Below are 25,705 nucleotides of genomic sequence, written 5' to 3' on the forward strand. Positions count from 1 at the left end.
CGGAGAAATCAAAAAAACGGTCACAGAGTGTAAAACTGTGACCAAAAATGGCGGAGAAATCAAAAAAACGGTCACAGAGTGTAAAACTGTGACCAAAAATGGCGGGGAAATCAAAAAAACGGTCACAGAGTATGGAGCTGTGACAAAATGCCGGATATCGAAGAAACCGCTCATAGAGTATGGAACTGAAACAAAGTTTTTTATTTATAGAAAACTTCTTTTCACTTTTTCCCAGAAGGAATTGTCTTTTAGTTTAACAGTCTTAATAACTTTTTCACTTAATTTAATATCTATTCTTTCAACATGCTGGATGCTTAAAGCCTCATTATCCATACCCATTGTCGGATGGTCATTGCCCTCTTGGACAATTTTTAAAGTAAGCCTTCTATTTTCCCCAAGAATAAAGGAAGATCCTAATGTCCGGTATTTATTATTATTTAGGGATGCTAATTCACTCACCTGCATGCATGGCAAGGTAGGGTCGACAACTGCGCCATTTACTGATTTATTATAGGCTGTACTGCCTGTAGGGGTGGCGACAATCATTCCATCGCCGCGGAATGTTTCAAACAAAAGATCATCAATATAAACTTCCATTACGAGTGTTTTTATAATTGCGGAGCGGATGGAAAATTCATTTAAGCAGTAGAACGAAGTTTCTCCATCAACAGTTGCTTCAATTGTAGGGTATTTTCTTACTTCGATATTTTCATTAAGAGCTGCTTCCAGCATTTTAGCTTTATTATTTAGCTGGAAATCGCAATATAGGCTTAATGGGCCTGAGGTGGAGATGCCGGCATATAGGCAATCATCTCTGAAACCTGTTTTGCGGACAGCTTGCAAAAATGCCCCGTCTTCGCCGATGCTGACGATAATATTTGCAGCCTTCGCATCATTAATGACTTTAAATCCATGTTCCTCTGCTAAGGTCTTTAAAGTTTGGACAATATTTAATGTTTCAATATCTTGTTTATGGTGAAAATACAATTGACGGCGGGTAATCATAATTGTTTCCTCCTTTTGAACTTCTGGTGACAGTCATATTCATAAGTAAGTTTAATAAGATGAAATGTAAGGTTACGATTTCTAAATAATTCATATTTTGTTATCATAAGGATGATTGACCTTAGTCTACCTGTTTTTATTTAATTTTAAAAGCATAATCATTTACTTAAAAGGGAGGAATAATTGAATGACAGCAAAGCGTTGGGCTGCATTAGGGATAGCTGCATGTATTTTATTTGTATCAATTTTTATTAACGCACTATCATCTTTCGCATTTAGCAATTTTGAGGGGGCATTTTCTGATATTTTAGCCGCAGGTGATGCGAGCTTTTTAGAAGAAGTGGTCGAAGAAGGAGATCCATCAAACAAGATTGCGATATTAAATGTAAATGGTGCGATTCAGGATACTGGCGAAGCAAGCTCGTTATTTGCAACTACTACATATAATCATAGTAGTTTTATGAAAAATTTAAATCATGTGAAAGATGATCCAACAGTGAAAGGAATCATCCTCCGTGTCAATTCGCCTGGTGGCGGTGTAGTTGAAAGTGCGGAGATTCATGATAAAATTGTTCAAATTCAAGAGGAAACGGAGAAGCCTGTATACATATCTATGGGATCAATGGCTGCATCGGGAGGATATTATATCTCTGCGCCAGCTGATAAAATCTTTGCAAGTGCCGATACGATGACGGGTTCATTGGGTGTCATTATGCAAGGAATAAATATATCAGAGCTGGCTGAAAAATATGGTGTAGACTTTATGACAATAAAAAGTGGCGAATATAAGGATATTATGAGCCAAACGCGAGAAATGACCGAAGAAGAGCAGAAAATAATGCAAGATATGATTGATAATGCCTATGGTGGTTTTGTTGATGTCATCGCCCAAGGCAGGGAAATGTCAGAGGAACAAGTACACAAGATTGCGGACGGCAGAATATATGATGGACGTCAGGCGCTTGAGTTAGATTTAATTGATGGCTTTGGGTATTTAGAGGATGTTATCGCCCAATTAAAAGAAGACGAGAAGCTTGATGACGCTCAAGTTGTAAAATATACAGAAAATGCCGGATTTGGATCCTTAGTAGGTATGGGAGCAAGCAAGTTAATGGGCAATGATGTAGAGATGGCAGGTTTAATGAAATTATTAACTCAGCCAAATTCCCCTCGCCTAATGTACTTGTATGCTGAATAGGGGGCGCTGTGATGAGTGTGAATGATCAGGAAGAGATGAAGGAAAAAGACGCAGAGCTCCATTTGGAAAAAAATGTGGATGAAACCGAAGAACTGCCATCTGAACATATAATCTTGCAAAATCAAACGTCGACAATTAGGTTTGCTGGTTTTTGGATGAGATTTTGGGCGTATTTAATAGACATTATCGTGATTGGCAGTATTGATCGAATCATCATTAAGCCTATTTTCAGAGCATTGGATATTTCGCTTCATGAAATTGCGCCAATCGCACCGATTACGGTTGCAACGGCAATAACTTTTTATTTGTACTTCGTCTTAATGACAAAATACTTTGGCCAAACGATAGGAAAAATGGTATTTGGCTTAAGGGTCGTTGATGTAAATGGCGGCAAATTATCGTGGAGTACGGTTATTTTTAGAGAGTGGATTGGCCGGTTTATATCGGGTGCATTTTTTATGCTTGTTTATATTGTCGTTGCCTTTCATCCAAAAAAGCAAGGCGTTCATGATATTTTTGCAGATACAACAGTTGCACATGAAAAGTAAAAATAAACCTGTCAGCATAGGCTGGCAGGTTTATTTTTTTCTATTATGAGCATACTAACAGTTTGAAAGGCTGTGGGAAAAATGAAATGGCTGTTCATTATATTGATCTTATTATTACTTATATTATTGATATTACTCATTTTTATAGCGTTTTCTAAATTACATGTAACTCTTCATTATTTTCACCAAGCAAAACAGCATCATTTGCAACTTCAGTTTAAGCTGTGGAAATTTATAAAATATAAAGTAGATATCCCTTTGATTGAATTAAGTGAGGAGAAACCAGCAGTAAAGTTTACGGAGAAAAACTCCTCAATTGGAGGGATGTCTGATGAGAAGACTGAGGAATTTACAGCCGATGATTTACTGAATAGTATTAAAAACATGAATGAAGTGATCACACATGTTGCTTCTTTTTATCATATCGTTAGACATTTTTTGAGCAAAATTACGATTAAGCAATTAAGGTGGCACACGATTGTCGGTGTGGGGGATGCAGCGGTGACAGGAATGCTGACAGGTGCTTTTTGGGCGGTAAAAGGTAGCATTCTCGGAGTCATCAGTCATTATATGAAATTAAGGACACGCCCGGATATTGTAATAGCACCCCAGTTTCAATTTGCTGTTACACAAACATCTTTTATATGTATTTTTCATTTTCGTATCGGGCATGCTATGTTAGCAGGAATTAAACTGATTAAATTTTGGAAAGGCGGAAAAGCTCACTTTAAATCGATGCATCTTTCCGTTTTATCTAATGATAAGTCCAAAACATACTAGTTGAGGAGGAGCTAAAAATGTCTGATCATCCAATACAAGGTCTGATGACAACTGCAATGGAAAATTTGAAAGAAATGGTAGATGTAAATACTATCATAGGAGATCCGGTTGAAACACCAGATGGCAGTGTAATAATTACAGTTTCGAAAGTAGGCTTTGGGTTTGCAGCAGGCGGATCCGAGTTTATGATGGATAGTGGCAAGAATAACAGCAGTGTCGCAAGCAGTGGTGGAAGCGGAAGTGAATCTAAAGGCCATCCATTTGGCGGCGGTAGCGGTGGCGGAGTTTCTATCACGCCAATTGCTTTCTTAATAGTAAATTCCTTAGGAGTTAAGATGGTGCATTTAGATGAAAGCACCCACTTATATGAAAAAATTCTTGATCTTGCTCCTCAAGCTGTAGATAAAATTCAACATATGTTTAACAAAAAAGAAAATAGTAAAGATGGACACGATCATCACATGGATGATGAGGAAAATCGAAAACAAGATATCGAGTTGTAATATACTTAAAGTTAACTTCTCCTTTTTCGGAAGTTAACTTTTTTCCTTTAACACAATAAACATATCAATTGCAAAAAAGATTCTGAAAAGATATGATTTAAACTGTACATATATTGAAAAGGAGGAAGAATAAAATGGCATCAGTTACATTCAAAGGAAATCCTGTTACTTTATTAGGGCAAGAAGTAAAAGTTGGTGATTCTGCACCTAATTTCACCGTTTTAGCTAACGATATGTCAGAGGTAAATCTCTCTTCTTCAAAAGGAAAAGTCAGATTAATTAGCGTTATTCCATCGATTGATACTGGTGTTTGCGATGCACAAACTCGCAAATTTAATGAGGAAGCAGCAAAATTAGATAATGTAGAAGTGCTAACAGTAAGTGTTGATTTACCTTTTGCACAAAAACGCTGGTGTGCAGCAGCAGGCATCGAAAATGTCCAAACTGTTTCTGATCACCGTGACCTCTCTTTCGGAGAAGCTTATGGTGTTATCATGCAGGAGCTCCGTCTTCTAGCACGTTCTGTTTTTGTTGTGGATTCTAACGATAAAGTGACTTACGTTGAATACGTAAGTGAAGGTACAGACCACCCAAACTATGAAGCGGCAATTGCAGCAGTAAAAGCAGCAAACTAATTCACGATCAATTATCTATCTTATTAAACAAAAGCCCCGGCCAACCCCGGGGCTTTTGTTTGTCGAAAGATGTCGGTGAACGGCACCGACATCTTTCGACATTTATTTGAATATTACTAAATACTGCACAAAGCTTGTGAATGAAGATAAAGGCCGTTACAATAGGAAAATAGAATAAAGGACGGGGGAGATTGTTGATGAAAATAACTCCGGTTGAGGAATTATTTACGCTGCTGAATGAAACGGCAGATATTTTACGGGAAGAATTAGATTGCACCTATCTTGAAGCGCTTGCAGAAACGGGAGAAAACATCTTTCAGGAAAGTATTTTACAAGAGGAATTGAGTGAGCTGACAATAAAGCGGCTGAAGAAGAGCTATGAGTCACTTCATTTGGACAAGTTCACGAATGAGGATTTACGCAAATCATTCCAGCTTGCCATCTTAAAAGGAATGAAAGAAAGTGTGCAGCCTAACCATCAAATGACACCTGACTCCATTGGTATGCTCGTTGGCTATTTGGTTGATAAGTTTGTACAGAAGGATGCCTTTTCTTTACTAGATCCGGCTGTAGGAACTGGGAATTTACTTACTACTGTTATGAATCACCAAAACGGTAAGACTGTTGATGCAATTGGCAGTGAAGTGGATGATCTACTCATTAAGCTTGCTTATATTAATGCTAATATGCAAAAACACCCGATTCGCTTCTTTAATCAAGATAGTCTGGAACCCTTATTTATTAATGAAGTAGATGCGGTGATTAGCGATTTGCCAGTAGGCTATTATCCAAATGATATTCGAGCAGCGGATTATGAGCTGAAGGCTGATGAAGGCCACTCATATGCACATCACTTATTTATAGAGCAAAGTTTAAGGCATGTTAAGCCAAGCGGTTATTTATTTTTCATTGTTCCGAATGGTTTATTTGAAAGTGAGCAATCGCCAAAACTTCATGAATACCTTAAAAATCATGCAATCATTCAAGGGCTATTGCATTTACCGCTTTCTCTTTTCAAAAATGAGCAAGCTGCGAAAAGCATTTTTATCATTCAGAAAAAAGGCAAAGAGGTTAAGCCGCCAAAACAAGCATTGCTCGTTAATCTTCCAAGCTTATCAAAAGCAAATGAAGTTGATAAAATATTAAAGCAAGTAAGCGGATGGATTAAAGAAAATAAAGGGTAATAGTAGGTTGAGGAAACCTTTCCTCAACCTTTCTTGTGTCAGAAAATAATTACTTTATTAAGAAGTGAAGAATAGGTTGAAAAGTCAATAGGAGCATGGTTAAATGATAGACTAGGACGATATTACCGTTCTATTATCATAAAAAACACCACAAATGTTGACTATATAGAGTAGCGTGGATGATATAAAGGAGAGATTGCTATATGACAAAAATAATAGCAATAAACGCTGGTAGTTCATCTTTAAAGTTTCAGTTATTTGAAATGCCTGGCGAAGAGGTTATTACAAAAGGCATCATAGAGAGAATCGGGCTGCCTGATTCAATATTTAACATTTCCGTTGCAGGTGAAAAGATCATTGAAACATTGGAAATTGCGAATCATGAAGTTGCCGTCGAGCTGTTACTTGAAAAGCTAACAGCAAAAGGCATTATCGAAAGCTTAGATGAAATTGTTGGAGTGGGCCATCGTGTTGTACATGGCGGTGAGGACTTCTCAGAATCAGTGTTGATTACGGATGAAGTGCTGAAAAAAATCCATGCATTATCAGAGCTGGCACCATTGCATAATCCGGCAAATATTACCGGCATTGAGGCTTTCAAGAGAGTGTTGCCAAATGTTCCAGCCGTGGCTGTATTTGACACAGCCTTCCATCAATCAATGCCAGAGAGTTCATTTTTATATAGCTTACCATATCATTACTATACAGATTATGGCATTCGAAAATATGGCTTTCATGGTACATCACATAAGTATGTGTCAGAAAGAGCAGCAGAAATGCTAGGCAGACCATTGGAACAGTTGCGTTTAATCTCCTGCCACCTTGGCAATGGCGCAAGTATCGCTGCCATTGAGGGTGGTAAATCAATTGACACTTCAATGGGCTTTACACCTTTAGCAGGTGTAACAATGGGCACCCGTTCAGGTGATATTGATCCGGCGCTCATCCCTTTTATTATGGAAAAGACAGAGAAAACGGCTGACGAAGTATTGGATGTGCTTAATAAAAAGAGTGGGATGCTTGGCGTATCTGGTTTCTCAAGTGATTTAAGAGATATCGAAACCGAGGCAGATGATGGCAATGACAGAGCAGAACTTGCCTTAGAGGTTTTTGCTAATCATATTCATAAATACATCGGCTCTTATGCAGCAAGGATGTATGGTGTTGATGCGATTATCTTCACAGCCGGCATCGGTGAAAACAGTGATGTCATCCGCGAACGGGTATTAAGAGGATTAGAGTTTATGGGCGTTTATTGGGACCCTGCATTAAACAAAGTGCGCGGAAAAGAAGCCTTTATTAACTACCCTCATTCACCGGTAAAAGTAATGATTATCCCGACAAATGAGGAAGTAATGATTGCACGTGATGTTGTTAAAATGGTGTCAAATCAACGTTCTTAAACATACGTTCGTATAAATTTGACGACTTACTAACCATGACCTAAATTTTCAAGCAATCTTTTTCATGTTATTAATTTTAATGTGAAGGAGATTGTTTTTTTATGACTAAAAATCCTAAATATCGGAAAACAAAAAGGTACACAAATCAATTAGCAACAAAAATTTTCACAATTGATGATGCAAGGAATATTGTTATTAAAGTGAAAAAACTGGAAGGATTATCTACTAACACAATAGACAATTATGAAAAGTTATTTAATGACTTTGATCGTTTCTTTGGTGAAAAAAATGATGTTGCTTCATTAACAAGGGATGACGCAAGAGAATTTATTTATTGGCAACTGAATGATAAGATTCAATTCCTGAATCACAAGTACAGAAAAGTTAAGCCGAAGGGTGTTTCAGTTAGCACTGTAAATACCTATATCAATTATGCTAAAGCGACTTTTACTGTCTTGGTTAATGAGGAAATTGTAGAGGAAAATATATTTGAAAATGTAAATAACATTAAGGAGAAAGAAAAGAAAATTGAAACTCTTTCAGTAGAGGACATAAAGAAGTTTTTACGCTCACTCAATAAAGGTTGGTATTCAGAGTTTAGAATGTTTGTGTTAGTTCATACCCTTTTAGACAGTTTTGGAAGGATAAATGAGGTCTTATCTGTTCGTAAAGAAGATATTGACTTTGAGAAACATGCAATCACCTTTCATAATACTAAAAATGGCAAATTACGCATTGTTCCAATATCGAAGAAAACAATTAAGTTACTTGAAGAATTGATTGAGGAAACAGAGGACTTTGAAAGCGAGTATTTGTTTCTAACACATCATGGTAATCCTATGTCGCCTGACACAGCAAGAAAGCACCTTAGAGACTTATCTATACGCGTAGGGTTAGAACATATCAAAGGGTTTCACATATTCAGGCATACAGCCAGTGAAATGTTCCTTAGACAAAATGGTTCAATAAGAGTTTTACAAAAAATTCTCGGACATGCTGAAATTTCAACAACCTCTATTTACGCTCATGTATTAGATCAGACAATTAAACAGCAACATGAGCAGTTTTCACCTTTAAATTTGATCAATGATAAAGAACGGAGAAAAACGAGGACAGGGAGGATAAAGAAATGAAACTGAAATATGCCCGTATAGCTTAATTAATCGAATTGAACTACAGTAAACAAAGCAAGCAAATTGAAGTGTCAAACACGGGATAACTAGGCTGCCGGTATTACGAGTACCAGCAGCCTTTTTCTAGTCAAGGCAATTACATAACAGAATGACTTATAAAATGCCTTTACCAGAGGGAAGAGTTAGGATTAAGTCCTGTTTGATAAACTAGACAACGCTTATTTTATTTCAGTTTCTTCTAGCCGTTCGTATAAATCATCCACCTTTACTTTTAGTAAGTCAGCTAATACGTAAGCTTTATCAATCGGAATCAAGCTGTGACCACTTTCATAGTTTCTCAATTGTTTGACACTGACCCCTAGCTTTTCCGCAATAAAACTTTTCTTATATCCACTTTGATCTGTAAGTTTTCTTATATTACTCATTATTTTCATTATTATCACCTTGCTTATTTATTCTACAAAGATAAGTTTTACTCCTTTGAGAAAAATAATTGGCTTGTTTTTGTAAATTTAATTGGCATTATGGACAAACCAACTCTAATACCATTAATTATAGCCATTGGAATGACGAAGTTAGCCTTACCATTGGAACTCTTTCATAACAGTTGTATCAATGGAATCCGCACTAAATTCAACTTCCAATTTGGAGGGATACTTACTACGTAAGTTTAAAAGAGGTGGCGTTAGAGAGGAGGAGGTAAATAGTATGATTTTTGAAGTTGTATCGACAACAATATTTGGAGCAATTTCTTTGAAGGCTTATCTATCAAAAAATTGGGAAGGTAACGACTCTAAAAAAATCAATAAAATATTTGCTTTGTCGGGATTGAACGTTAAGGATGGAAAACAAACTTTAACTACTCAACAACTTAGAAAGAAAGATTATGATTGGGGAACAGAATATTGTTATCGAATTCCGTTAGGTAGGAGTTTTGAAGACTATTTAGAAAAGCAAAGTGCGCTCGAAGCTGGACTTAATACTCGTTCCATCAAACTTCAATTTAAAGACCTCAAATCATTGAAATTAGACCGAGACATCATTAGTAATATAAAAGGGTTAAGGTCAAAGAAGCTCACTGGTAATAAAGAAATAGAGATGTCATATGACGGCTTATTAAAGATAAAAGTATACAACGAACCGTTATCAAAAAAAATTCTTTGGAATAAGGAATTTTTAAAAGTTGATACATGGAAGGTACTTATAGGATTTAATCGGACTGAATGTATTTATCATGATTTTGATAAAAGAAAACATCTAATCATTGCTGGTGCAACAGGATATGGAAAATCAGTCATCATGAAGTGTATTATTATTTCTCTTATACTCTCCAAACCTGACGATGTAACCTTTTCTTTAATTGATTTGAAAGGCGGATCAGCATTTGCAAGGTTTAAGAATGCTAAACAAGTCATAAACTTTGGGATTGAAAATTATGAAGCTTTAGAAATTCTTAAAGATATCCAAAAGAAAATGAAAGAGGATTATAAAAAAATTGTGGATAATGGTTTTGAAGATGTTGTAGAAGCCGGAATAAGTAAACGTCACTTTGTTGTAATCGATGAAGCAGCAGACTTAGTTGACAGTAAAGAATGTATGGAAATATTAACTGATATTGTTCGTAAAGGTAGGGGGGCTGGCTATTATGTCATTTATGCGACTCAATATCCATCAGCAGAGGCAATAAGTATGCAAATAAAAAGAAATATACCTGCTCGCTTATGTTTTGTATTAGACAGTTCTACAGCATCTAAAACTGTGCTTGATCAAGGTGGAGCTGAAAAACTTCCAGAAATTGAAGGAAGAGGCATTTATAAAAATGTAAGCCAATCAATCATTCAAACTCCTTTAATAAAAAATGATGATATTGATTCTCTAATAAAGCCTTACATTGTTGACAAAAAGGAGGCTTTAAATAGTGAAACCGTTAAGCGACAGACAGGAAAAGATACTGTTATCTTTGAAAAAACAAGATTTTCTTAATCGTGATCAACTAACCAGTATACACCGTCTTGGCAGTGTAAGAAATGCAAATCGTATTTTAAAGGAATTGTCACCTTACTTAACAAGTTTCAGAGAAAATGATCAGCCTACTGTTTATTGTTTGAATAAAGAAGGTAGGGAGTATGTTAACTCAGATAAAGTAAGGAGAAAAAATAAATTTGTAAATCACTATTTGATAAGAAATGATTTCTACATTTTTATTGGCTTTCCTCATGAATGGGAAAATGAACTGAAAGTATCGGATGGTACTTATACAGTAATTTGTGATTCCTACTTTAAAAGGGATGGAAAGTATCAATTTCTTGAGGTGGATTCTACTCAAAAGATGAGCGTTAACAAAAAGAAAATTGAACAGTATAAAGGTCTAATGAGGAATGGGGAACTATTTAAACATTTAGGGTACTTCCCAAAACTAATATGGCTTACGACAACTGAATTGAGAAGGAAGCAATTAGCCCTATTGTGCAAAGGGTTGCCTTATAGTGTGTACACAGTTAATGACATCAAATAAGGAGTGATACATCATGAAGACGATTGCTTTTAATGATTTTGTGAGTGGGGATTACAAATTAAAAGATAAAGCAAAAAGGATGAAGGCTATTAGAAAAACTACTAAATTAGCCAGTGCAGCAGTTCTTCCGTTGGCTACTGGCGGGGCTGTAGGTACGTTAGGATTTACAATGCAAGCTTTTGCAGCAACTACTAATACCACAATGACTCCTATTGCTGTTGAAGTGACTGCTAAGGAATGGATGGGAGAGCAGACGTTATCTACATTAGCACATGTACTTGATCCTGTAGTCGATATACTTGTAGCGTTAAGTTTTCCTATTGCTTCAGTTGTAATCGTGGGAGCTTGCTTTCTATTTATGTTCGGTAATTCAGAAAAGGCTTGGACGGCAATACAAAACGCTGGATTAGGTTATGTGCTAATTCAGGTATCGCCATTAATATTAGATGTGTTAAAGCAAGTGGGGAATGCTGTATAAAATAAGTTGAACTTAAAATAGTCCTTTCTCAAATTAAGAAGGGACTATATAAACTTTATTAAATAATATTAATCTTGTATAGTAACAAGTATCCCATCTTCAAAGTAAAGGTACTTGTAATTTGGGTATACCCATTGCTCGCTAACTTGGGTTGCTGTCGTTGTTCTATTTATATCTATTGGCTTACCCCATTGTGAATATATAACTTCTTCTGCTGTCATGCCAATTGACGGTAAGGGAAGGTTGCTGATGTTTACATTAGTCTTGGTTGGCTCTTCTTCTAAAAGTAAAGTTGTATATTTCTGTTCAGTTAGTTTTTTTGTTCTATCGATTTCCTCTGCTATCTCTTCAGGAGGATTGGTAACTTTTTCAAAATTCGTTTTTATGGATTTAAAAGTACTAATATGCCAAGACGATAATTTGACACCTTCAACTTTTTCTAGTTCTTTATACGCTAAAACAATATTAAAGAAATTCTCTTGTAGTTCAGTTTCTTGTTTAACTACTTTGTCCATTATTTCATCGTATCTTTTCTCTTTAAATAGCTGAACTAATTCATTCTTTAGTTTTTCTTCTGTGTTTATCGACTCCGGATTTGAATTTAATTCATTAGATGAGCAAGCTATAAGGAAAAACGAACAAATAAATCCTAAAAGTAGAGACCTCAATGAATAACTTACCTCCCTATTATATTATGGTTAAATTTTACCATATAAACAGGTGTTAAGAACTAATAATATTTGAAATTTTTAAATCAAAAAAACCACCAGCAGATTATTGTTGGTGGTTTTGTTCTGTATCATCAATCAATACTAATAATTCATTAATATCTATCTTTAAAATTTCACATACTCTTCCAATCGTATCTCTTTGGTATTGTTTTGTGTCATCGTTATAAAGCCTTCTTAAGGTTTCGAATTTTAATCCTGTCATATCAGCGAATTGCCTTATTGATATCTTTCTATCATCTAAAATAGTCTTTAAATTTGATTTAACACGCATCTGTATCCCCCCTGTATCTATAATTATTATACGACGACTAAAGAAAGTAGTCAAAATATATTGACAACGAATTGTAGTTGGTTTAAAATTAACTCGCAGACAACGTATCGTAGTCATTGATAAATTATAGGGGGATGGATATGGAACAGTTGAAATTTGAATCCGATGTTGAATTAGCTGAAAGAATTACAGAAATGATCGAAGGTGAAACATCCGAGGTATTAGAAGAAATAATAACGCTTTTGAATTATCACACTGGATATAAAGCAGGACTATTTAATGGCAATGATTCTTTTGAAAAGATTATTTCTGAATGATATTGGTGAAATTAATATTATAACACGTTCATTAGTAACTTCTTATGCTTTCGTCTTTTTCTGGTAAAGGCTAACACAAAATTGATTTGGTTTAGTCATGCCCTTGCCAAAGAAAAATGTTTGAAATGATTTTGATAAGGGGGTTGTTCGTAATGAAAAGAAGAAAACATATCGACTATGTTGTAGAATTCATCAATGATGATCTGCCAAAAGAAAACCTAGAGGATATTCTACTTAGAGAATTCGTTAGATTCGCAAATGAAAAAAAGGGGTTTACATTCTTAACTCTTAATAAAAATGTAAAGTAAAAAAAGGGAAGAGGGAATCAGACCTCTTCCTTTTAATATAAGCTTTTTGTCTCACGACTCACCTCGCCCTTCCTCTTCTTCCATTAGACCTTTCAATAACATCGCAAACTCACGAAGTTCAGATTCCGAAGCAATCGCTACTCCGGTATTAATGACGTAAGTTACATTTCGCTCTGCTCCCCCAACTTGGTACGTCTTGGTGTCGTTGTTGTTCGTTGTCTCATTATTTTGGGTATATGTCGGGGTAGCATATTGCATTTTATCGAACATAGGAACTCGTTTATCAGCAGGAACAATCTGATTGACTGTAGCGACCAAACGATTCAATATTTCAATTACAGTATTGAATACTCCGACGGTTAAATTCTGCATTGCTGTTGAAACAAGACTTGGCAATTCTGACATAATCTTGCCGATTACTTCAGGGAACTTAAACATAAGATTTTCAAAAAGAGGAGCGAGTCCTTCCATTGAAATAGCCATGTTTTTAGTCCACTTCTTCATAGTATCCTGCCAGTTTGTGCCTGTGAACATATTAACCATTGAGCCAGACATATAAGATAATGCTTCATCCCAAGTCGGCTTGATAGTATCGATAGCTCCGTTGATCCCGTTAGCGATGCCAGAATAATCACTCTTTCCTCCGAACAACTCTGAAAGGTCAGGCAATTCGGCAGTGAGGATATTCGAAATCATTTCTTCAACCGTTTTATCGATGTTTTCGTAAATGTTTGATGTGATATCTTGGATAGCTTTCTGAACATCGAGTACAGAACGGATAGTACCTTCAATGTCGCGAACGACATTTCCAAATTCATCGGTTTTTTCAGTGAAAAGAGAATTCGAATTCCAGTTGAACAATGATGTAATTTTCTCTTTAATCATATCCAACATTTCTGTTTTCTTAGTTGTTTCCTCTAACTCCTTCTGCAACTTTTGATACTCTGAACCAAGCTTATTGATAGTGGTTTCGTTAGCTTTTAATATGTTGTTGTTCGTGGTAGTTGCATCAGCTAATTCCTTTTCGGCTGCATTTAATTCGGCTAACTTATCTTTCAACGGGCCAAGAACGTCAGAGTATTGAGCAGCAGTTAGTCCTCTTTTCTTAGCATCGGCAGTAACGGAATTAATTTTATCCTGAATCGTTTTTTGTTCTTTGTCTAATTGCGCTTTACGTTTTGCGAATTCGGCAGGGTTGTTTTGGTAATTAATTTCAGCATTGTCAGTTAGAAGAGATTCAGTTTGCTGCCTTATCTGATCCATTCTTTCTTGAATAGCTTCAGCACCGCTTTTCTTTTCGATCATACCGTACTTTTCCATTCCGGTATTTACGTAATTATCAACAAATGCCTCTTTCTTTAAAGCGGCCTGTTTATCACGCATTTGATCCGCAAGGGACAACCAATCTGTTACCTTTTGGTTAGCTTCGCTTAGTCCATCGTTGAAAGTGTTCAACCAAGCCGAAGTTGATTGACTTAGTTTTTCAACAGCGTTTGCTACTACGTCTTCCTGTATGCCTTTCCAGACAGAAGCCTTCTGGTCTTTACTTAGACCATACCAGCCCGCTTGATTAAATGCCGTTTTGGCTGAAGAAACAGAGTCGTACTCACTCAACGCTTGAGCATATTGCTTATTATAATCTTGCTTAGTGGCTGTGCTTGCGTAAGGCATATAATCTTTGATGCTTCTTAACTTCCAAGTCTTGTATGTTGCCGAATCATACCCATGAGCATTCATCCCTTGCATATAGCTGACATAATCATTTGTTGATTGAAACTTTGAGTCAGCTTGGGCCTTAGTGTAACTTTTCTTGGCCGGAGTTGGATTTGGTTTAGAAGTAGAGCTGCTTTGTTTAATTGTCAGGTATTGTCCGGCATAAATTTTGTTCGCGTTCTTAATCTGTTTGTTCATGTCCATTAGGTTTTTCACTGTTGTCTTGAAACGAACAGCAAGCTCGCTTAATGTATCGCCGTACTTGATTTTATACTTGCCGCCAACTATGCCGCCATTAGCGTAAGCTCGAACCCCCAAGGCTTTACCTGTTTGTTCGTATAAATCTAAAGCTCGTGAACGTCTATTCGCAGATAATGGAATGATCGCTTCAGGGCCAGCTTCACCCACAAGTCCCATATGAGGCTTGTTGATTATTCCGCCGTTTGCATATGGTTTATATCCTCCGCCATTTTTCATAGACTTGAATGCTGGATGGCCCCCAATTCCGCCGTATCTGCTAATCATATATCTAATTGCTGCAACAGCGTTATGAAGAGGATTCCAAATGTCATTCATTCCAGCCAACTTATGTGTATTAAACGTTGGATCAATAGTCTGGAACATCCCTTTAGACGGGATTCCTCTTTTTGCATTAATGTCCCATAAGTTTATCGCGCGAGGATTAAAGCCTGATTCTCTCTTTGCGACGGTCATTAAGAATGGCATCCAAGACATTGACTGACCAGTAATTTTCAATGCCGCTGCAATAGCTTTTTGAGCCATATCAGAGCCAGCTCCGGCGAAGTCGCCGAACGATCCGATGGCAGAGTCTAACATATCCTTTACCTTATTAACAGCAAGGCTTGTGATGTATTTCGTAGGACTTCCAGAATGATTCACAAACCACTTAGGTATTAATTTGTCAGACAATCCGAATTTACTGGTTGCAGATTCCCAAACAGCTTTTGGGCCTTTAGTGATGGCATCAAAGAAATTACCGACCCCTCCGGCATAAGCAGGGAATCCATAAGATTTCAGGACTCTTTCTGTATGCTTATTTGGAAGTACAGAAGTACCTTTCGGAAGATTAAGTAGTTCAGGGCCAGATTTACCAACAACTGTTGTTCCAAGATTAGGGATATGAGCTAATTCAGGGCCTTCTTCTCCGACGATAGCAGGGCCTCCACCGTGTCCTGATGCTGAAGTTCCTTTAGCATAGCGATCAATGCCATTACCTTTCAAGCTACCTGAAGTTTTTTTGCTGCTGGTTTTGATACCGAACAACCCTTTAATCCAGTCCATAATCTTCGAAACGGTCTTCCACATTGTATCCCATCCAGAAGACACACTTCCAGTCTCATCTTTGCTTAAACGCTTATGTTCCTTGTTTTGAGTACCGGCGTGTTTTATTACATTATCCTTCTTATTCTTCGCTGCATTACTGACTTTCGTAGCTGAATCTTGATGTCCTTTAGCGGTTGTACCAGCTTGTTTCCGCTCGCTTTCGAGGTTCTTTTTAATATTATCCCCTGATTTAAACTGATTTTTTTGACGCGTTTCGTTTGCTGTATTTTGCAATTGTTTTAGTTTGTCATAAGCTGTTTGAGTTGAAACGGTTTGCTTATTCTCACCCTTCATTGCAGCAATACTCTTATCAGCGGATTTTTTATTGAAATCTCCTCGAAGTGTTGCGTTTGAAACCTCTTCGGCTGTCATACCGAGGTTAAGGGCTTGGTTTAACGCCATGTTTCTACGGAATTCTTCAAACGCTTTACTTTTGCGTTTAACTTCATCTTCGGCAGCCTTGGCTTTTTCTTCAGCAGCTTTCTTTTCAGCAGCTATTTGTTCATCGGCAGCTTCCTTAGTTTTCTGCTTTGTTATATCTACTGCCAATTGCTTTTGTTCTTCATTATTGAGGATTTTTTGAGTTGCTTCTCCCCATTTATCCTTCATTTTAAGTTGCCAATCAATATTCTCTTTCATGGCATCAGGATTTTTCATGATTTCTTGGCGAGTTAATCCTAGTCGAGCTTCCCAAAGTTTGTAAGACTGTTCTAACATTTCAGTTTGATTTGCATCCTTGTTTTTGATCTTTGTTAAAACCATGATATGGTTATATGCCCCGATCATCTGTTGAACCATTTGATCGTTTACTCCGAAAAATGTCTGCATTAAGTCCATTGTTTCCTGAACTTCTTCACCAACTTCTTCGAACGCATCAGCATGGAATGCTAATTTCTTTTCTGCTTCTTCAAGAACGGCATTACCAGCGTTGACAGCATCAGAATATTCGCCTTGACGTTTCTTGACAGCAGCCATTAACTCTTCGATAGATTTATACTTATCGTATTTGATGCCGATATCAGCAAGTTCTTCTTTCGTATTCTTAGAAAGAGTATCTTGCCAATTAGTATGAGTTTGAATAGAACTAGAACTTATTGCGTAAGCGTGATTCAGGCTATCATAGGCACTTTTAGCGTCTTCTTGCGCTTTCTTCGCTTTGTTTTGGGCTTTTTCGAGACGTTCTAAAGCTTTACCGGCAACGTCAGTCTTAGATGCAAAAACATCGATGCTCGTTTGTGAAACATCGCCCGATTCAACTTCCTTCTTGAAATCCTTGAATGCCTTTGTATTATCTTCAGCTTTCTTATAAAGAGCTTCTTGTTCAGCTTTTAAACGCTTAAAATGACCTATTAACATTGGAATAGCAGTTAGAGCAACAGCAATCCAAGTTAAGGGGTTTGTTAATAAAGCAGTTGTCAAACCGATTGCAGCAGTCCTTAGAGTGGCGAAAGCACCGGATAGAATTGTTGATGTGGTTACGGTTGTCGACATCATAAGTGCTTGACGCGACATAGCTGTATTCATGCCGGCCATTGCCATCTGGAAGGTGAGCATTTCATTTCGAGTTCGTTGCATTTGAGCAATGAAAATTCCAACAGCCGCAGCAACAATAGGAATAGCAAAAGACCATTTACCCATAACTTCTATAATTTTTGTGAATCCTTGGGTAAGATTATTTAAAGATTCCAGAATAACCAGTATCGTCTTGCCTAATCCGGCTTCTCTCAGTGCGATTGAAAGTTGAGAGAATGATGACTTAAGAAGGTTAATTCTTGCTTGAATAGATTTCATGTATTTTTCATTTTCTTCTACAGCAGAATTATAAGAATTTTGAGCTGTCGCCGTTGCATCAAGGCCCATTTGATAATTATTCATCATTGCTAGGAATCGTGATAACTGATAAGTACCGGCCACATTTATTGCTGTATTTTGTTTTTGTGCATTGTTAAGTTCAGGCCACTTTTTAGCGATATCGTTCATAATATCTGCAACGTCTCTGTTATCTCCATTTGGTAACGTCATAGAAATACCTAATGCTTCGATAGCGTTGCGGGCTTTATCGAGAGTATTCACACGAGAATAAATTGTCTTCAAGGAATTCCCGATAATCTGCCCTGACTCCCGCGTCGCAACACCTATCGCTGTTGTATGTCCCAATAGCTCATTCAAACTCACTCCAAAACTTGCTGCTGTACCGCCGGCACGAGTTATGGATTTTGCGAGTTGTTGAGTAGAAATCGCGTAATCATTATCAACTTCGTTTAGTTTATTGACAACTTGGATTGCATCACGAGCCTCAACGTTGAACAAAGTAATGGCCGAAGTGATTGTCTCTGAAGCATCGAACATATCGATATCAGATACGTTAGCCATTAAGGTAGCTGCTTCGGATAAGAACCGAGTATCAACATTGTTGAAACCAGAACGGGCGAAAGTAATTAGTGCTTCATTAATATCAGTTAAAGTCCGGCCTAACTGTGTACTTAGTCGGATTGAATCTTTCATCATTTCATTGAAGTTGGTTTCTTCAGGTAATACTCTGAATAATTGAGTCATTTGTGTATCAATCTCGATTATTGTTGATATTAAATTCTGGAATCCTCGTTGAAGGCCAAATATTGCAGTTCCTGCAACGCTCCATTGCAACATTCGAGTTCCTGCTATTTCAATTGCATCGGCCCAAGTTAAGGTATATTTGTTTAACCCTTGCATCGAGCGTTCAAGATTTGATAAATGCCTTGATTGGTTTTGGATCGCTGATGATGCTCTTCTCGTTGCTGTTTCTGATCTGGAAACAGACTCACTATATTGGATTAACTTCTTATTTGTTCTGTCATAATATCCGGAAATAGTCCGTAATTCTCCATTTTGCATCCGAAGGGTTTGTGTCCATTTTCCGTTTCGATCCATAGATGCACGAACAATCTCTCCGTTAGCTTTCACAGCATGATTCATTACATTAAACGCAGCGCCATTCATTCTGACTACGCGTGAAATATCAGTGCCACGAGTTAATTCTTGATATCTCTTTTTTTGTTCGTCAAGCCCTTTGTTAACTTTTAATGCAGCCGCATGGAGACGATCCATTTCTTGAACAGCTTTTCTATCAGCTTCGGCTTTCTTCTTAACTTCCATAGAAGCTGTCGAAAGTTGAGTCTTCATGTTTTTAATGCTATTTGAAGACCTATCATAAGTACCTGTCATTGATACAAGATTACCTTCAGCGTTCTTAAAAGAAGCAGAAAGCTTTCCTGTCTCATCAACAGAAACTTTAACGTCACGACCATATTGTTTTAATTTTTGAGTTAATTTTGCTTGCGACGCTTCATAACTTTGCATCATACTTTGATTAGTCTTTAACCGAGAAGACCAAGCATTCATTGCACGATCCAAGTTTATGAATTCGTCCTTCTGGTTCTTTGCGCTTTTGGCATTGTTATTCATTGATCCAGTTAAAGCACCTAAAGAATTAACAACTTCAGAAGACTTTTTATTGAATCTATCGAGGATGTTTATAGCTTTTGTAAACTCTTGCAAATCTGAACTATCGACATCAAACGCAATTCCAATGCGATTGTTACTATCTGCCAACTTACTCACTTCCTTAAATTTTCATATAATAAAAGGAGTCTCATGGACTCCTTGAAGTGTTAACTATTTTTCCTTTTTGGATGTTCAAGATCAATAAGCGTCAAGAAACCATGCTTTAGTTCAGCGCGAACATTAAATTCATTGAAATAAGCCAAAAATCGTTCTGCGCGATCTTCAGTTTTAAAAATTTCATAAAAACGGCGGGGCTTAATTTCTGCTGTTTGAAAGAAATCCGACCGGGACAATTCTCTTCCATGAACATTAATTCCGTTCCATTTACCGTCATATTTGTAATACTGCCGCAAGTAACGGACCATTCCTTTTGCGATTATCTCATCCGTTAGTTCTCTATCATGAGTGCTTGCGGAAAAACCATACCGTGTATACTCAATTCCTAGAAATTTATTTAATGGCATTTGCAACTTCCTCCAATTCTTCGATTGATATATCTGGAAAAGTTTCTTTAAAAGCTTTAAGTATTTTCATTTCTGGTTGGGTTAATTGAATTTTATTTGCTTGTTTCTTTATAATTTCCATAATATTTTGTTGTTTAAAACTTTCGATAAATTGTTTTCGATGATTTACCATTGACACTTCTAACAGTTCAATTCCTTCAAGGAAGTTAGGTGTCTCCTCATTCTGGGCAGTTAACCAGCTCAAATCATCGCTTTCGTTGTTTTTACTTGCAAATTCATGTTCATTGTCTAATTCTAAAATCCCGTCGAGCCAGTGTTTTTCGTTGTTAGGCATGTACTTTTCCTCCTGTGCTTCCTATAATTTTTTTGCTTGATAAACAAATGACTTGAGATTATTGACATCTGTTAAGTGAATATCACTTTTATTTAAAGCCTCAATGATTTGTTTATCACGTGATCTAACATAGATATTAGTTTCAGTGCATCGCATCAATGAAGCGAGTTTTTTTAAAGATAAAGGGGATTGGTTTATATGCCATTCGCCGATAACATTTCGTCGCACACGATCTATAAAATCCTGTTTACCTAATCTTTCTGCCACGTTTTTCACCTTCAATCTATTAGTGCTTCTATAATCCATTAATACTGAAAGAGTGTACTTTTTCTCGCTAAAATGAGGAAAACTAGAATTAATTTATAAATAAGTAAATAGTAATAAACCCTTTAATATCAAGGGTAATGACCGTGTTTTTATTTAAGTTAGAGTTACAATTTAAATAAGATGAGTTAAATTAGAGAGGTAGGGTAAAGAATAAAACGAACGGTACATAAAGAAAGCCGGCCACAAGTTCATGGCCGACAGTTTTAGGACATTTATTATCTTTAACACGGATTAGCCCTAACCAGAGAGAAGGGAAGGGAAAGGGGTTAATAGGACTATTTCATCCACTAACACGTAACCCTTTGTTCCTTCTGGCTAAGGCACTCATTCATTCACAATAACTTGAACGTTATCTTCTTCGGTATCTAAGTAGAAATGATTCTTACCGTTAATTAGTTTCACCTTAATACCAGCATGTTCTAACGGCTTCATAACATTTTCATCTAGTTTTCTTAACCGTAAAGCATTCGTTGATATATTTAAATAAGCTGCAACTTCAGCAAAGGAAACTGGTAAACCATTATAAGCATACTTTCCAAGTGTTATTATTGTAACGTTACGGACGAAATCTTCCCGTGAATAGTAAGAGCCATTTTTAAGTTTCATTATTCTTAACCTCCAATATTATTAAAATTTCCTTTAAACTTATCGACGTAGGAGATGGGCCGACCGCCGAGGTCGTATAAATGTTTAATACGTATTACTCTGCGATGCTAGGTAAACCTTAAAGTTCAAAAGTTTCCCATTCATCAAAACCGTTATAATACTTAAGATCAATATATCTGAACCTTTTAACTTACCGGTACTAGTAGCAGCAGAAAGTTCAAGTACAAGATATAAGATTCAATATCTAAGGGAAGTGGTTCAATACCTTGTAACTCTAAGGATGAATCCACTTTTTAAGAGGTTACCTTTTTCCCAAGTATCTAGGCTGTTGGGGTTACGTTTCTCCCAAGTATTTTTTATGGATGATATGGGGAAGAAGCGAACATCGATTCAAGTGTTTTATCTGGATAGCCTTTTTTTCTGAAAAATAGATAAGGATTAACATAATATTTTCTTTCTCTTCGATCCATTGTCGAACCTTCGAATAAAATTCCATTTTTGTGGCATTTTCTAAGAAATTTATTAGCATCTGTATTATCTATTCCTAATATTTCAATTATAGCTTTCTGATTTAAATACTCTATTTTTTCCGTTTCTTCCTCGTGAGGATTGATGCAAATTAGATTCGTTTCATAATGAACAAACGGCAATAACTTGTATAGATACCCTAATTGAGCTGGCTGCAAATCATTCGAAAGTTTTTTGAGAGTTGTACTGAATAATTTAATTAATTCCTTACCGTTTACCGCACCTTTGATATGAAGATCAGGATTTAACTTGTATCCTTTTTCATCCAATTTTAGAGCTGAAACATTTGAAAGAGAATCGATAATTTGATTTCTAGAGCTAACCTTTTTTACTCCCAAACCTTTACCCAAGTCAGTTTTTGTAGCCATTACCTTCCCATCCTCCCTTAATAAATATCCAGTCCCGTATTCCATAAAAGGTATTAACTTTAAGATATAACCGCACTTCTTAGTATCTAATTTTAAAGATACATCTTTGATCCGTTCCATTTTACCGAAAGAAAAATGACGTTTATCTCTATTGTATAAAGTAAATCTTTTTCGTCTTTCTTTTTCTTCCTTCGAAATAATTGTATCTCCTTGTTTCAAGTCGCTTATTTCACCTGTGGTTTTGTTTAATAAAGCAAATTCGTCATCATGTTTATTAATCATTTAAATAAGCCCTTTCCAAGAAGGTCATGAAAAGCCTTTATCTTTTTGTCAGTGTAAATACTTAGTATTTTAAATTGATGGCGGTACTTGTCTTCGTCGATTATCAGAGTTTTGCGTTCATATTGCTTTATCATCTTATTTGCAAATGACTTTAATTCGCGTGGTAATTGCAAGTGATACGTTACAATAAGCTTTTCTTTATATAACTCGACGGATATTTTGGAAAATTCAATACCTTGTACGGTTGTTAATATAGCAGCTTTATTAATATCAGTTGTTGAGTAAGTTTTCATTGACTGATCCATTCCTTTCTTTGTGCAATTTGTATTTTTTAAGTTTCCTTTCGAAGTCCATTAATACGAAAACAATGTTCTTGCGTCTCTATAAAATGATAAAAGTGCAAGAATTTTATTTTTGTGGTACTTGTTACTCGGGAATAGTGCTTCGAGGTCTTTTTGAGTATCGACATCGATATTAATTTGATTGGTCTATACTGATATGGAGTGGTTGCTTAAAAAGAAGAGAAATAAATTCTTGCGGTAAAATAAAAAAGACAGGTTAAATTCTGAAGAGTGTTGTAGGAAGCCGTGTTATTGGCCCTTCAGAAAATAACCTGTATAAGAAAGGAAAAAAATCGGACATTTGAAGAAAACAATTAAGGTAGGTGTTGCTTTCTTCATATTTACATTAATACGAAAAAGTTAGGTGGAAAACGCGATATTCTTGCACTTTGTAAAAATAAATTTTGAAATAATGTTAGGGGAAGTTATCGAGAGAACACCCGACTAAGTGCCGTTCTGTTAAAGGTTAATTATCGAGCATGAATATATATAAGGGTTAAGGAAGGGGAAACGTTATAATTTACATGCCAGAACCAGTTATTCAAACATGTTTTTAATCAATCCTTACTCTTGTTTTAATAACAAAAACAAATAATTATTTACCTTCCTTAAAATCTCAAGCATTAATACGTCATCATCAACAATTACTTCAGTGCAATATTCCGGATCATAGCCTTCTCTATATAGTTGTGAAGCCATTTTACCTCTGATGATGTCCAATAGTTCAACTGCTTCGTCATTTAATAGGAATTCATGTTTACGTTTAACGTTGTGTTTCATCGCTTTGGCTCCTTCGTTCTTTTTTGCTTAGTTTTACACATGATAAGTGATTTAACTCAAATAAAAAAAGAACTACCATTAAGGCAGCTCTCATTAAATACTAAATGTATCAAGTATATTATCTTTCTCTTCTTTGTTTATTCCGATGTAAGTTAATGTAATCCGTGGTGTACTATGGTTCAATATGTCTTGTAGCATTGCAACGTCTTTAGTCTGTTTATAAAACCAATATCCAAACGTCTTACGCATGGTATGTGTACCAATTGAATCAATACCAGCAAAGTTGCCAGCCTTTTGTAGCTGCCGGTATGCCTGAATCTTACTTATTGGCTTATCACCTTTGCGGCTTGGAAACAACCAAATACTCTCAACAGTTTCAGCATAAGCAAGAATCTCGTTGTAAATAGATGTAATGTTTATCATTCGTTCCTTCTTAGTCTTTCCTTCACGCACAAGAAACTCTTTCCTTGTCTTCTTCTTTATCTTCTTAATGTGATCTGTTTCAAGCTTTAGCAGATCAGAAACTCGAAGGCCAGTATTAATGCCAATAAGAAATAGTATGTAGTCACGTTCGTTGCAATGTCTTTTCAAAGCCCATTTCATATCTGAAAGTTGTTGTTTGTTTCTGATCGGTTGAACGTCAATCAAATGTTCTTTGGGCATTCTTCTTCATCCTCCATCAATACGAATAAAATCAATCATTTGAATGTATACTTTTTTCGATTAAATCAATATTATCATTGGATAATACTTAAAGTCAATAATATAGGTGATATGAAAGTAAACTTTTGATTATTAGTTTACATTTGAACCCTTGCTTATTCCTTGGCCAAGGCATCATAGTGTTGATGAAAGTACAAGTCAATATGAATACGTTCTGAAGGCATTAGAGTGTTGCCTGATCCAGATAGAAAGGCAGAAGGAGGACGTTGAATAAGATTAGGAGAAGGTAAGGCTTCGGGCCGCGTTTACGTTTCTTTTTGCCGAAAATTGAAATTCGAAGCAGCACTCCCTACTAAACATTTTTGAGTATTTCCAAAGAACAGGGGGAGATGTAAAAGTGAACAAAACAAAAACCTCCTGTAATGAAGGCTTTTGAAAAAAAATTTTAAGATTCATCTTTATCGTTTGTTAGCTTGTACATCGCGAATCCTAAGTAAACGAATAATGCAACTAGTTGACTGAAGAATAACCCAAGAAGGAACCATTTAGTTAATACATCATCGTATGTATCTGTAGAATACGGCAGCAAAGTTGAAGGGTAAACAATCCCGACACCGCAAGAATATATCAGCACAAACATTCCGCTCCATACCCATTTAGGTTTACCGTAATCATTAAGAATCTTTAGTTGTTCCGCTAACTGAAGTTCCAACACTCTTATATCATCATTTAACCGATCCTGTTCTTTTCTTGTATCTTTATAATCGGTGTTTATATTGGGAACAGCAGGTCGAAATTTAAAGCCACCTAAAGGAAAATTCGATTCTGGTTGAGCCATATCGTCCATTACTTTAAATACCTTTTCATACCAATTCATGCGATCGGGGTATTTAAAGTCTTTGAATGCTTCTTTAAACTTGCTGAACTTATCGTAATATTCATCCGTGGAATTTTGAAGTTCTGCTATTTCTAATGCAATTTGCTTTACTTGCTTATAATAAGGCTCTACTTCTTCTTCAGTTAAAAGATCATACTCATCTTCTTCTATAACTTCTTCAAGTGTTCTTCCAAGTATTATTAGTTTGATGTTATCATTTGAAACGAAGTCATTTAAATCATCTTCGAATAAAAATCTTTCGGCATTTTCCAACATTTCTCGTTTAGCATCTAAATCTTTTTTTATTTCTCTAATCCTTCGTTTTATACCATTCTGATCACTAGCCAGGGATATTACTCTACTTACTAAGAAACCACCGATAATTGCAACAAGTGCTGCAGTAGAAGTTGTAATTGTTGATATGAGTCCGTTTAAGTCCATATTCACCTCCTTTTTACTAATTAATTTAATTATAAAGCTGAGGAATAAAAGAAGTCGATATTTTATGAAGGGGAATTTATCCTTT

General features: G+C 36.1%; 27 protein-coding genes. 13 read left to right on the forward strand and 14 right to left on the reverse strand.

Annotated features, from left to right (window positions below):
• Positions 1-204: 204 nt before the first annotated feature.
• The gene (locus CWS20_RS01780; RefSeq protein ID WP_066191284.1) at positions 205-1,005 is read right to left on the reverse strand and encodes an NAD kinase; all 801 of its coding nucleotides are present in this window, start codon (positions 1,003-1,005) and stop codon (positions 205-207) included.
• 187 nt (positions 1,006-1,192) lie between these two features.
• Here CWS20_RS01780 and sppA point away from each other — a divergent pair, with 187 nt between their 5' ends.
• From sppA to CWS20_RS01820, 8 genes are all read left to right on the forward strand, one after another.
• Entirely contained in the window at positions 1,193-2,203 is a 1,011-nt protein-coding gene (sppA, locus tag CWS20_RS01785; protein ID WP_066191288.1) for a signal peptide peptidase SppA, read from the forward strand.
• Positions 2,204-2,214: 11 nt separating this feature from the next.
• Positions 2,215-2,751 (forward strand): RDD family protein, encoded by a 537-nt coding sequence (locus CWS20_RS01790; protein ID WP_241198790.1) that lies wholly within the window; start codon positions 2,215-2,217, stop codon positions 2,749-2,751.
• A 258-nt stretch (positions 2,752-3,009) separates the two neighbouring features.
• Positions 3,010-3,531: a DUF2953 domain-containing protein gene (locus tag CWS20_RS01795; protein ID WP_241504126.1), complete on the forward strand. Its 522-nt coding sequence runs from the start codon at positions 3,010-3,012 to the stop codon at positions 3,529-3,531.
• Positions 3,532-3,548: 17 nt separating this feature from the next.
• On the forward strand, positions 3,549-4,034 hold the full coding sequence (gene ytfJ, locus CWS20_RS01800) for a GerW family sporulation protein (protein ID WP_066191293.1): 486 nt from the start codon (positions 3,549-3,551) through the stop codon (positions 4,032-4,034).
• A gap of 134 nt (positions 4,035-4,168) precedes the next feature.
• Positions 4,169-4,669, forward strand: a complete 501-nt coding sequence (gene tpx, locus CWS20_RS01805) for a thiol peroxidase (protein WP_066191295.1) — start codon at positions 4,169-4,171, stop codon at positions 4,667-4,669.
• A gap of 197 nt (positions 4,670-4,866) precedes the next feature.
• Positions 4,867-5,853 carry a class I SAM-dependent methyltransferase gene (locus CWS20_RS01810; protein WP_066191297.1) on the forward strand — a complete coding sequence of 329 codons (987 nt, stop codon included), beginning with the start codon at positions 4,867-4,869 and terminating at the stop codon, positions 5,851-5,853.
• A 203-nt stretch (positions 5,854-6,056) separates the two neighbouring features.
• Positions 6,057-7,256, forward strand: a complete 1,200-nt coding sequence (locus CWS20_RS01815) for an acetate kinase (RefSeq protein WP_066191300.1) — start codon at positions 6,057-6,059, stop codon at positions 7,254-7,256.
• 101 nt (positions 7,257-7,357) lie between these two features.
• Positions 7,358-8,389, forward strand: a complete 1,032-nt coding sequence (locus CWS20_RS01820) for a tyrosine-type recombinase/integrase (protein ID WP_066191302.1) — start codon at positions 7,358-7,360, stop codon at positions 8,387-8,389.
• Positions 8,390-8,607: 218 nt separating this feature from the next.
• Here CWS20_RS01820 and CWS20_RS01825 read toward each other — a convergent pair whose 3' ends face one another.
• Positions 8,608-8,823, reverse strand: coding sequence for a helix-turn-helix domain-containing protein (locus CWS20_RS01825; protein WP_066191304.1), 216 nt, complete (start codon positions 8,821-8,823; stop codon positions 8,608-8,610).
• A gap of 274 nt (positions 8,824-9,097) precedes the next feature.
• Between CWS20_RS01825 and CWS20_RS01830 the strand changes: the two genes are divergently transcribed.
• From CWS20_RS01830 to CWS20_RS01840, 3 genes are read left to right on the forward strand one after another with little or no spacing between them, the layout of a single operon-like run.
• Positions 9,098-10,372 carry an FtsK/SpoIIIE domain-containing protein gene (locus CWS20_RS01830; RefSeq protein ID WP_066191306.1) on the forward strand — a complete coding sequence of 425 codons (1,275 nt, stop codon included), beginning with the start codon at positions 9,098-9,100 and terminating at the stop codon, positions 10,370-10,372.
• On the forward strand, positions 10,308-10,904 hold the full coding sequence (locus CWS20_RS01835; RefSeq protein ID WP_241504127.1) for a replication-relaxation family protein: 597 nt from the start codon (positions 10,308-10,310) through the stop codon (positions 10,902-10,904). The genes CWS20_RS01830 and CWS20_RS01835 overlap by 65 nt, the downstream gene beginning before the upstream one ends.
• A gap of 13 nt (positions 10,905-10,917) precedes the next feature.
• Entirely contained in the window at positions 10,918-11,382 is a 465-nt protein-coding gene (locus tag CWS20_RS01840; protein WP_066191308.1) for a hypothetical protein, read from the forward strand.
• A 68-nt stretch (positions 11,383-11,450) separates the two neighbouring features.
• Here the strand turns inward: CWS20_RS01840 and CWS20_RS01845 are convergent, their stop codons facing one another.
• The gene (locus CWS20_RS01845) at positions 11,451-12,050 is read right to left on the reverse strand and encodes a hypothetical protein (protein ID WP_066191311.1); all 600 of its coding nucleotides are present in this window, start codon (positions 12,048-12,050) and stop codon (positions 11,451-11,453) included.
• Positions 12,051-12,156: 106 nt separating this feature from the next.
• Entirely contained in the window at positions 12,157-12,384 is a 228-nt protein-coding gene (locus CWS20_RS01850; protein ID WP_066191313.1) for a helix-turn-helix domain-containing protein, read from the reverse strand.
• Positions 12,385-12,524: 140 nt separating this feature from the next.
• Here CWS20_RS01850 and CWS20_RS27865 point away from each other — a divergent pair, with 140 nt between their 5' ends.
• Positions 12,525-12,701 carry a hypothetical protein gene (locus CWS20_RS27865; protein ID WP_157090486.1) on the forward strand — a complete coding sequence of 59 codons (177 nt, stop codon included), beginning with the start codon at positions 12,525-12,527 and terminating at the stop codon, positions 12,699-12,701.
• A 152-nt stretch (positions 12,702-12,853) separates the two neighbouring features.
• Complete coding sequence (locus CWS20_RS27870; protein WP_157090487.1) at positions 12,854-13,009, forward strand: hypothetical protein; 156 nt, start codon at positions 12,854-12,856, stop codon at positions 13,007-13,009.
• A 51-nt stretch (positions 13,010-13,060) separates the two neighbouring features.
• Here CWS20_RS27870 and CWS20_RS01855 read toward each other — a convergent pair whose 3' ends face one another.
• The 10 genes from CWS20_RS01855 to CWS20_RS01900 all read right to left on the reverse strand — a co-directional run bounded on the left by CWS20_RS01855 (position 13,061) and on the right by CWS20_RS01900 (position 25,620).
• Positions 13,061-19,657, reverse strand: coding sequence for a phage tail tape measure protein (locus tag CWS20_RS01855; RefSeq protein ID WP_066191315.1), 6,597 nt, complete (start codon positions 19,655-19,657; stop codon positions 13,061-13,063).
• 59 nt (positions 19,658-19,716) lie between these two features.
• Positions 19,717-20,073: a hypothetical protein gene (locus CWS20_RS01860; protein ID WP_066191317.1), complete on the reverse strand. Its 357-nt coding sequence runs from the start codon at positions 20,071-20,073 to the stop codon at positions 19,717-19,719.
• Positions 20,060-20,407, reverse strand: coding sequence for a hypothetical protein (locus tag CWS20_RS01865; RefSeq protein ID WP_066191320.1), 348 nt, complete (start codon positions 20,405-20,407; stop codon positions 20,060-20,062). The genes CWS20_RS01860 and CWS20_RS01865 overlap by 14 nt, the downstream gene beginning before the upstream one ends.
• Before the next feature lie 21 nt (positions 20,408-20,428).
• Entirely contained in the window at positions 20,429-20,674 is a 246-nt protein-coding gene (locus tag CWS20_RS01870; protein ID WP_066191322.1) for a hypothetical protein, read from the reverse strand.
• Between the two features lie 384 nt (positions 20,675-21,058).
• Positions 21,059-21,340 carry a hypothetical protein gene (locus CWS20_RS01875; RefSeq protein WP_066191325.1) on the reverse strand — a complete coding sequence of 94 codons (282 nt, stop codon included), beginning with the start codon at positions 21,338-21,340 and terminating at the stop codon, positions 21,059-21,061.
• A gap of 356 nt (positions 21,341-21,696) precedes the next feature.
• On the reverse strand, positions 21,697-22,518 hold the full coding sequence (locus CWS20_RS01880) for a hypothetical protein (RefSeq protein ID WP_066191328.1): 822 nt from the start codon (positions 22,516-22,518) through the stop codon (positions 21,697-21,699).
• Complete coding sequence (locus CWS20_RS01885; protein WP_066191331.1) at positions 22,515-22,811, reverse strand: hypothetical protein; 297 nt, start codon at positions 22,809-22,811, stop codon at positions 22,515-22,517. The genes CWS20_RS01880 and CWS20_RS01885 overlap by 4 nt, the downstream gene beginning before the upstream one ends.
• Before the next feature lie 612 nt (positions 22,812-23,423).
• Entirely contained in the window at positions 23,424-23,639 is a 216-nt protein-coding gene (locus CWS20_RS01890; RefSeq protein WP_066191334.1) for a hypothetical protein, read from the reverse strand.
• Positions 23,640-23,732: 93 nt separating this feature from the next.
• Positions 23,733-24,302: a tyrosine-type recombinase/integrase gene (locus CWS20_RS01895; RefSeq protein ID WP_066191337.1), complete on the reverse strand. Its 570-nt coding sequence runs from the start codon at positions 24,300-24,302 to the stop codon at positions 23,733-23,735.
• 445 nt (positions 24,303-24,747) lie between these two features.
• The gene (locus tag CWS20_RS01900) at positions 24,748-25,620 is read right to left on the reverse strand and encodes a hypothetical protein (RefSeq protein ID WP_066191340.1); all 873 of its coding nucleotides are present in this window, start codon (positions 25,618-25,620) and stop codon (positions 24,748-24,750) included.
• Positions 25,621-25,705 lie beyond the last annotated feature (85 nt).

This window comes from Cytobacillus horneckiae (assembly GCF_002835735.1).
In the GTDB taxonomy this organism is placed as follows: domain Bacteria; phylum Bacillota; class Bacilli; order Bacillales; family Cytobacillaceae; genus Cytobacillus; species Cytobacillus horneckiae.

What these genes read in the sequence shown, in the direction of transcription:
- CWS20_RS01780 (WP_066191284.1), bottom strand. Translation starts at nt 1,005, where the DNA reads ATGATTACCCGCCGTCAATTGTATTTTCACCATAAACAAGATATTGAA.
- sppA (WP_066191288.1), top strand. Translation starts at nt 1,193, where the DNA reads ATGACAGCAAAGCGTTGGGCTGCATTAGGGATAGCTGCATGTATTTTA.
- CWS20_RS01790 (WP_241198790.1), top strand. Translation starts at nt 2,215, where the DNA reads ATGAGTGTGAATGATCAGGAAGAGATGAAGGAAAAAGACGCAGAGCTC.
- ytfJ (WP_066191293.1), top strand. Translation starts at nt 3,549, where the DNA reads ATGTCTGATCATCCAATACAAGGTCTGATGACAACTGCAATGGAAAAT.
- tpx (WP_066191295.1), top strand. Translation starts at nt 4,169, where the DNA reads ATGGCATCAGTTACATTCAAAGGAAATCCTGTTACTTTATTAGGGCAA.
- CWS20_RS01810 (WP_066191297.1), top strand. Translation starts at nt 4,867, where the DNA reads ATGAAAATAACTCCGGTTGAGGAATTATTTACGCTGCTGAATGAAACG.
- CWS20_RS01815 (WP_066191300.1), top strand. Translation starts at nt 6,057, where the DNA reads ATGACAAAAATAATAGCAATAAACGCTGGTAGTTCATCTTTAAAGTTT.
- CWS20_RS01820 (WP_066191302.1), top strand. Translation starts at nt 7,358, where the DNA reads ATGACTAAAAATCCTAAATATCGGAAAACAAAAAGGTACACAAATCAA.
- CWS20_RS01825 (WP_066191304.1), bottom strand. Translation starts at nt 8,823, where the DNA reads ATGAAAATAATGAGTAATATAAGAAAACTTACAGATCAAAGTGGATAT.
- CWS20_RS01830 (WP_066191306.1), top strand. Translation starts at nt 9,098, where the DNA reads ATGATTTTTGAAGTTGTATCGACAACAATATTTGGAGCAATTTCTTTG.
- CWS20_RS01840 (WP_066191308.1), top strand. Translation starts at nt 10,918, where the DNA reads ATGAAGACGATTGCTTTTAATGATTTTGTGAGTGGGGATTACAAATTA.
- CWS20_RS01850 (WP_066191313.1), bottom strand. Translation starts at nt 12,384, where the DNA reads ATGCGTGTTAAATCAAATTTAAAGACTATTTTAGATGATAGAAAGATA.
- CWS20_RS27865 (WP_157090486.1), top strand. Translation starts at nt 12,525, where the DNA reads ATGGAACAGTTGAAATTTGAATCCGATGTTGAATTAGCTGAAAGAATT.
- CWS20_RS27870 (WP_157090487.1), top strand. Translation starts at nt 12,854, where the DNA reads ATGAAAAGAAGAAAACATATCGACTATGTTGTAGAATTCATCAATGAT.
- CWS20_RS01860 (WP_066191317.1), bottom strand. Translation starts at nt 20,073, where the DNA reads ATGCCATTAAATAAATTTCTAGGAATTGAGTATACACGGTATGGTTTT.
- CWS20_RS01865 (WP_066191320.1), bottom strand. Translation starts at nt 20,407, where the DNA reads ATGCCTAACAACGAAAAACACTGGCTCGACGGGATTTTAGAATTAGAC.
- CWS20_RS01875 (WP_066191325.1), bottom strand. Translation starts at nt 21,340, where the DNA reads ATGAAACTTAAAAATGGCTCTTACTATTCACGGGAAGATTTCGTCCGT.
- CWS20_RS01880 (WP_066191328.1), bottom strand. Translation starts at nt 22,518, where the DNA reads ATGATTAATAAACATGATGACGAATTTGCTTTATTAAACAAAACCACA.
- CWS20_RS01885 (WP_066191331.1), bottom strand. Translation starts at nt 22,811, where the DNA reads ATGAAAACTTACTCAACAACTGATATTAATAAAGCTGCTATATTAACA.
- CWS20_RS01890 (WP_066191334.1), bottom strand. Translation starts at nt 23,639, where the DNA reads ATGAAACACAACGTTAAACGTAAACATGAATTCCTATTAAATGACGAA.
- CWS20_RS01895 (WP_066191337.1), bottom strand. Translation starts at nt 24,302, where the DNA reads ATGCCCAAAGAACATTTGATTGACGTTCAACCGATCAGAAACAAACAA.
- CWS20_RS01900 (WP_066191340.1), bottom strand. Translation starts at nt 25,620, where the DNA reads ATGGACTTAAACGGACTCATATCAACAATTACAACTTCTACTGCAGCA.